Raw genomic sequence first — 5,889 nt, forward strand, 5'->3', positions numbered from 1 at the left:
GGCCGGCACGCCATCACCAATGCTGTCGTCAACGATGGCGACGTCGGCTCTTCCACCGCCGGCCACGACCGGCAGCAGGTCATCGCTCGCGGCCAGCGAGGCCGCCAGGCGCTCGGCGCGTGACGCATCGCCAAGCGCAATCAGCACCACCAGCCGCCGCGAGACGGCACCGTCATGCATGATCCTGTCGCTGGTGAGCGTGTCCATGGATGCCCTCAGCTCAGCGGCTTTTCGCCGATTGTCAGCACGACATCGCGCTGTTCGCCGCCGCGCACGACACCGAGCGTCACCGAAGCGCCGGCACTGTCGGGTCCGAGCCTGCGGATCAGGTCCCGCGGGCCGTGCACCGCCTCACCGTTCCACGCCACGATGATATCGCCAAGAGAGAGACCGGCGGCCTTGGCGGGACCCTCGTCATCGAGGCTCATCACCATTGCGCCCTGCGCGTCGCGGTCTCGTACCGGGTGCAGGCCGGCGCCGAGATAGCCGCGCGCGACATGGCCCTTTTCGCGCAAGGTCGCGACCGCCCGCTCGATCGTCTCGTAAGGCATGACCAGCGCCCGGTGACGCGGTCCGAACAACAGCATGCCGATCAGCGCACCCTTGGCGTCGAGAACCGGGCCGCCCTCGAAACGGCCGCCGGCGCCGACGGCAAGATTGATGCGCCGGTCGATGGTGCCGCCGCGCATCGAGCGCCAGGCCGGGCCGACTTCGCCCACCGAGCCCGAAACAGCCAAAGCCGAACCGTCGCTGCTGCCGATGGCAATGGCGATGTTGCCCGGCCGCACCGCATCGGCCTTGGCCAGCGGCGCGGCGCTGACGGCCTCCGCCGGCTTCAGCAGGGCAACACCGGTCGAAGGGTCGCGGCCAACCAGCTCGGCCTTCACCGTTTCCCCCGAGGCCAACACCAGATCGATCTCCTCGCCGGCCTCGACAGCCTCTTCAGCGGTGACGAAATAGCCGTCACGCCAGTGGAAGGCGCTTGCCGTGCGGTGATGATGCGTAGCGAAGCCAGCCGTTGCCGGCGCGGCCTTGGCGGCGAGATCGGCGACGGCTTGCGAAAACGCGCTCAGATTGAAATCGCTCATTAATGGTCTCCTGGGTTCATCCATGCCCCAGATATCGCTCGACAGCGCGTCCGCGGGTACTCGCCTGACGGCTAGTTGCCGGTTTGACTGGCCATCTGGTCAGGTCGCTGCGGTTCCAGCCGCTCCGCACATATAGTCACGATCAAGCCTGAACACACGGAGCCCTCCCATGGCCGTCGCCGTCGCCAAATTCCAAACCGATGACACGTTGCTCGACGCCTATTCGACGACGGTTGCCGACGCGGTCGACCGCATCGGTCCGGCCGTCTGCCGCATCGAGCGCGTTGGCGGTCAGGGCGGCCATGGCTCCGGCTTCGTCATTGCGCCGGACGGGCTGGTGGTCACCAACTTCCATGTCGTCGGTGATGCCAGGACGGTGCGCGTTTCGATGCCGGACGGCGCTTCGAGAGAAGGGCGTGTTCTTGGCCGCGATCCCGACACCGACATCGCGCTGGTGCGCGCCGACGGCAGCTTTGCCGACGTCGCACCGCTGGGCGATTCCAAGCGGCTGCGGCGCGGCCAGATCGCCATTGCAATCGGCAACCCGCTCGGTTTCGAATGGACCGTCACCTCCGGCGTCGTCTCCGCGCTCGGCCGCTCGATGCGCGCCTCCACCGGCCGGCTGATCGACGACGTCATCCAGACCGACGCAGCGCTCAATCCCGGCAATTCCGGCGGACCGCTGGTATCGTCGGCCGGCGAGGTCATCGGCGTAAACACCGCCATGATCCATGGCGCGCAAGGCATCGCCTTCGCGGTTGCCTCCAACACCGCCAATTTCGTCATTTCGGAGATCATCCGCTTCGGCCGCGTGCGCCGCGCCTTCATCGGCGTCTCGGCCGACACCGTCAATCTGCCGCGACGCGCCGCGCTCCTGTCGCAAGTGTCGACGAATACAGCGGTGCGGCTGCGCAGCGTCGAGAAGGATGGCCCGGCGGCCAAGGCCGGCTTGAAGGAGGGCGACATCATCGCCGCAATAGACGGCCGCCCGGTCACCGGCGTCGACGACCTGGTGCGCGTGCTCGACGCCGAGCGCATCGGCCGCGAGACACAATGCACCGTGGTGCGCCGCACCGGCGTCAGCCAGGTGACGGTGATGCCGGTTGCGCGAAGCTAGTGCAGTCACCCAGAAGTGTGCCGCGGTTCTGGGACAACGACATGTATCAACACAAAGACTTTAAGGCCGCCGTTGCTCACTCCCCCTTCGAGGGAGCAACGGCGACATAGGCTCCCTTCAGGAGAGCTACGAGTTGCGCCTGATGATGCGTGCCTGTCTTGTCGAAGATACGACCAAGATACGTGCTGGCCGTGCGATAGGTGATGTTGGCGCTTGTCGCCGCCACACCAAGGCTATCCCTCGATGCCAATGCCGCCGCCAATCGCGCCTCGGCCGGCGAGAGGTCGAAAAGGCCCGTCAGGATGGTCGGCGAAGGCACCAGATTCGTCGGGTTGAGAGCCGTGGCTGCGATCAGTATGTCGGCGCCTGAGAGAAGTTCGTGCGCCAGACGGCGAAGAGGGATGAGGTGAACGATCATGGCCTCGCTATTCTCGCTTGGCGCTATGGGCACGGAGCGACCCGACGCAGCGTCACCAGTCCCGCTTGCAATCGCCTGCTGAAACAACTTGTTTGCCTTGGCATCGGCAAGGGCGAGCCCATCACGGGCCGTCGGCACGAACACAAGGGGCAGAGCGTCAAGCAGTTGATTGGTCGCCAGAACGCGTCCCCTGCTCGTCATCACCGCGGCCGGCAGGCCGATCGCCGCAAGCGCCGTAGTCGTAGCGCGCGCTCGTTCCAGCCGCAGGCGCGCACCAATCAGGCCGGCGCGCGCCAAATGTGGCCTCATGCGGTTGAGCTGGTCCAATTCGTCTCGGGATGGCCGATCATTGGTCAGCCAACGCTCCATCGTAAACAACAGAACTTCGCCTGTAGGCAGGGATATGAACGTACCGACTTCGCCACCGATTCCCAATGGCAGCGTCCGGTCGAGCCGCGTCCGATTGTTCTCGAGCGCCTCCTTGGGGAAGTAATCCGCGTCGTAGACGAATTCCGAGGGTGGGGGCAGCGTCAGCAGGAGTTGGGAGACACTGCTGCTCTTGAACCCGCCTTCCGCAGAGATGCCCTCCAGTATCGGCCGGACCAGGTCCGACGCGATGAGCATCGGGTCCAGCCGATCATCGAATAAACCCATACCGCCTCCGGCCGAGTTCGACAGTTCGCTCAACCTGTCGAAGACGTCTGGCCATAAATCGGGGACGAACGCCGCTTCATAAATTCGATCGACAAGATCTTCGGTCATTCAATGGTCCGCTCGCCACCTGCACTCGCATGATTGCATCGCACATCTGCTCAGAAATCAAACCTTTCTCGGCTTGGCATTACCGGATGATCATAAATTGCGTAGGAAACAGCCAACACGAAAACATCGTTCAGGTGCCCACCGCCCCCTCCGCGTACTGCGCCAGAAACGCCTCGCTCGGCGGAATCGGCTTGATCACGTCGATCAGCACGCCATTGGGATCCCGCGTGATGAAATGGCGCTGGCCGAAGGGTTCGTCGCGTAGAGAGCGCAGGATCGGCAGCCCGGCCGCGACGATCCGTTCATAGACCGCATCCGGGTCCCTCACCTCGAAGTTGATCAGCAGGCCCGACGCGCGGCCGCGCCCCTCTTCCGGGATCGTCTCATGATCGCCCTGGACGATGCCGAGATTGACTCTTCTGTCCTCCACCGATTGCAGATGCACATACCAGTCGCTTTCGAATAGCGGCTGGAAGCGAAAATGCTCGATATAGAACGCCGTCGTGCCGGCGACGTCGCCGGTCATCAGCACCGGGTAATAGCTCGTCGTCTTCATCTTTCCTTCTCCCGTCGATTAACATACAGTCTGCATGTAACTTCATTTAACATACAGGCTGCATGTATGCAACGCGATTCCGCGCGTCGTTCCAACCGTGACCGCACCGAGGCGACGCGCGCCGACCTGATTGCCGCGGCACGAAAGCTGTTCACCGAAAAATCCTATGCCGAGACCGGCACGCCGGAGATCGTCGCTGCCGCCGGCGTCACGCGCGGCGCGCTTTACCATCACTTCGCCGACAAGCAGGCGCTGTTTGCCGCCGTGGTCGAGCAGGAGGCGATGGCGGTGGCTGAGGAGATCGAGCGCGCTTCGCCGCCATCGCTCAATGCCCGCGACGCGCTCATTGCCGGCTCCGACGCCTATCTCACTGCGATGCGCGCGCCCGGCCGCACGCGGCTGCTGCTGCTCGACGGCCCGGCCGTGCTTGGCCGCGCCGTCATGGACGCGATCGACAACCGCCACGGCAACCGTTCGCTGCGCGAAGGGCTGGTCGCGGCGATGCGGGCGCAGACGATGACGAGATTGCCGGCCGACGCGCTGACCGCGCTGCTCGGCTCCGCCTTCGATCGTGCCGCCCTGGCCATCGAGGCCGGTGCGTCAGCTCAGGACTACCGCGCCGTGCTCATGGCACTGATCGATGGCCTGTCTCTTCCTCAGGCACCTCGCCCGGTTCGAACTCGTTGAAGCAGCCGAGCTGGCGCTTGAACTGGTCGATCAGCCAGGCCGCCGCGGGCTTCGGGCTGCGATCGTTGCGGTGCATGGCAAACAGCGGCGAACTCACCTCCCTGAAGGATTCGAGGTCGATTTCGACCAGCCGGCCACTCGCCAGGTCGTCTGCTATCAGCCAGCGCGGCAGCCCGCCCCAACCCAGCCCCTCGCGCATCAGCATATGCTTGGTGCGCACATCCGTCAGCCGCCAGGTGCGGTAGGCGAAGACGCCGAAGTCGCGCCCCTTGGTGCGCTCCGACTGGTCGGTGACGACAAGCTGCGTGTGTTCGCGCGCATCCTCGATCGCCACCGGCTTCGGCAGCAGGGCCAGCGGATGGCTGGGCGCGGCGGCCAGCACGATCGACATGAAGCCGATGCGCACGAGATGCACATCGACATCGCCCAGCAGGCCGCCAATGCCAAGGTCGGCCTGCCCGCTGACGACATGATCGGGGATCAGGCCGAGCGTACCGATATGCAGGCGCAGCATCACGGTCGGAAACTGCGCCTCGAACGCCTTCAGCACCCGCACCAGCACCGGCGACGGCAACGCTGCGTCGACCGACAGCGCGACTTCAGCCTCGAGCCCTTGATGATGGCCGTCGACGCGCGAGCGGATGCGCTGCAGCACACCGATCATGCGCCGCGCATCCTCCAGCATCGCCCGGCCGATCTCGGTCAGTTGCGGCTCGCGGGTACCCTCGCGCTCGAACAGTTTCAGCCCCAGCTGCGCCTCGAGATTGGCTATGCCGTAGCTGATGACGGACTGTGCCCGGTTGAGCCTGCGGCCGGCGGCCGAGAAGCTGCCGGCTTCGGCGACTGTCACAAAGATCTGAAGTTGATCGAGCGTCGGATTGGGCCGCATCGTGATATCTAACTTATAGATGGATCGTATAGAAAGTATACCAGTTTATTGAATGGATCGAAAGTCCCATATCTGGCGGGACAAATCATTCCAACCGCTGGAGAGCCCAAAATGTCCATTCTTCTCATCACTTCGAGCCCGCGCGGCGCCGCCTCCCATTCGACCCGCATCGCTACCGAATTCGCTGAAAAGCTCGTCGCCGCCGATCCGTCGAACACGCTCGTCGTGCGCGACCTCGTCGCCAATCCGCTCCCTCATATCGACGCCGACTACGCGAGCGGCATCCGGCTTGGTGATGTTGATGGTGATGGTGCCGGCCGCTTCGTCGCCGACAACGCCGCCTTCCAGCGTGCAGCTCTTGGTGTCGGCCAG

Annotated in this window: 7 protein-coding genes and 1 pseudogene; 3 read left to right on the top strand and 5 right to left on the bottom strand. The window is 64.6% G+C overall.

The genetic code is table 11. From position 1 onward, the window contains the following. A pseudogene (locus EN984_RS19630) lies at window positions 1-207 on the bottom strand (helix-turn-helix transcriptional regulator); the annotation flags it as partial. 8 nt (window positions 208-215) lie between these two features. Beyond that, window positions 216-1,088 (bottom strand): S1C family serine protease, encoded by an 873-nt coding sequence (locus EN984_RS19635; RefSeq protein ID WP_127271164.1) that lies wholly within the window; start codon window positions 1,086-1,088, stop codon window positions 216-218. 169 nt (window positions 1,089-1,257) lie between these two features. Between EN984_RS19635 and EN984_RS19640 the strand changes: the two genes are divergently transcribed. Further along, window positions 1,258-2,205, top strand: coding sequence for a trypsin-like peptidase domain-containing protein (locus EN984_RS19640; RefSeq protein ID WP_127270143.1), 948 nt, complete (start codon window positions 1,258-1,260; stop codon window positions 2,203-2,205). Between the two features lie 76 nt (window positions 2,206-2,281). Here the strand turns inward: EN984_RS19640 and EN984_RS19645 are convergent, their stop codons facing one another. After that, complete coding sequence (locus EN984_RS19645) at window positions 2,282-3,385, bottom strand: helix-turn-helix transcriptional regulator (RefSeq protein ID WP_127270141.1); 1,104 nt, start codon at window positions 3,383-3,385, stop codon at window positions 2,282-2,284. Between the two features lie 130 nt (window positions 3,386-3,515). After that, a complete protein-coding gene (locus tag EN984_RS19650) occupies window positions 3,516-3,941 on the bottom strand; it encodes a VOC family protein (RefSeq protein WP_127270139.1) in 426 nt (141 codons plus the stop codon). Window positions 3,942-4,007: 66 nt separating this feature from the next. Between EN984_RS19650 and EN984_RS19655 the strand changes: the two genes are divergently transcribed. Continuing rightward, window positions 4,008-4,628, top strand: a complete 621-nt coding sequence (locus tag EN984_RS19655) for a TetR/AcrR family transcriptional regulator (protein WP_127270137.1) — start codon at window positions 4,008-4,010, stop codon at window positions 4,626-4,628. Here EN984_RS19655 and EN984_RS19660 read toward each other — a convergent pair. After that, entirely contained in the window at window positions 4,567-5,517 is a 951-nt protein-coding gene (locus EN984_RS19660; RefSeq protein ID WP_127276274.1) for a LysR family transcriptional regulator, read from the bottom strand. The genes EN984_RS19655 and EN984_RS19660 overlap by 62 nt on opposite strands. Window positions 5,518-5,628: 111 nt before the next feature. Here EN984_RS19660 and EN984_RS19665 point away from each other — a divergent pair. Further along, on the top strand, window positions 5,629-5,889 hold a 261-nt coding region (locus EN984_RS19665), incomplete at its 3' end, for an NAD(P)H-dependent oxidoreductase (protein ID WP_245480086.1).

Source organism: Mesorhizobium sp. M7A.F.Ca.CA.004.12.1.1 (genome assembly GCF_003997835.1).
Lineage (GTDB): Bacteria > Pseudomonadota > Alphaproteobacteria > Rhizobiales > Rhizobiaceae > Mesorhizobium.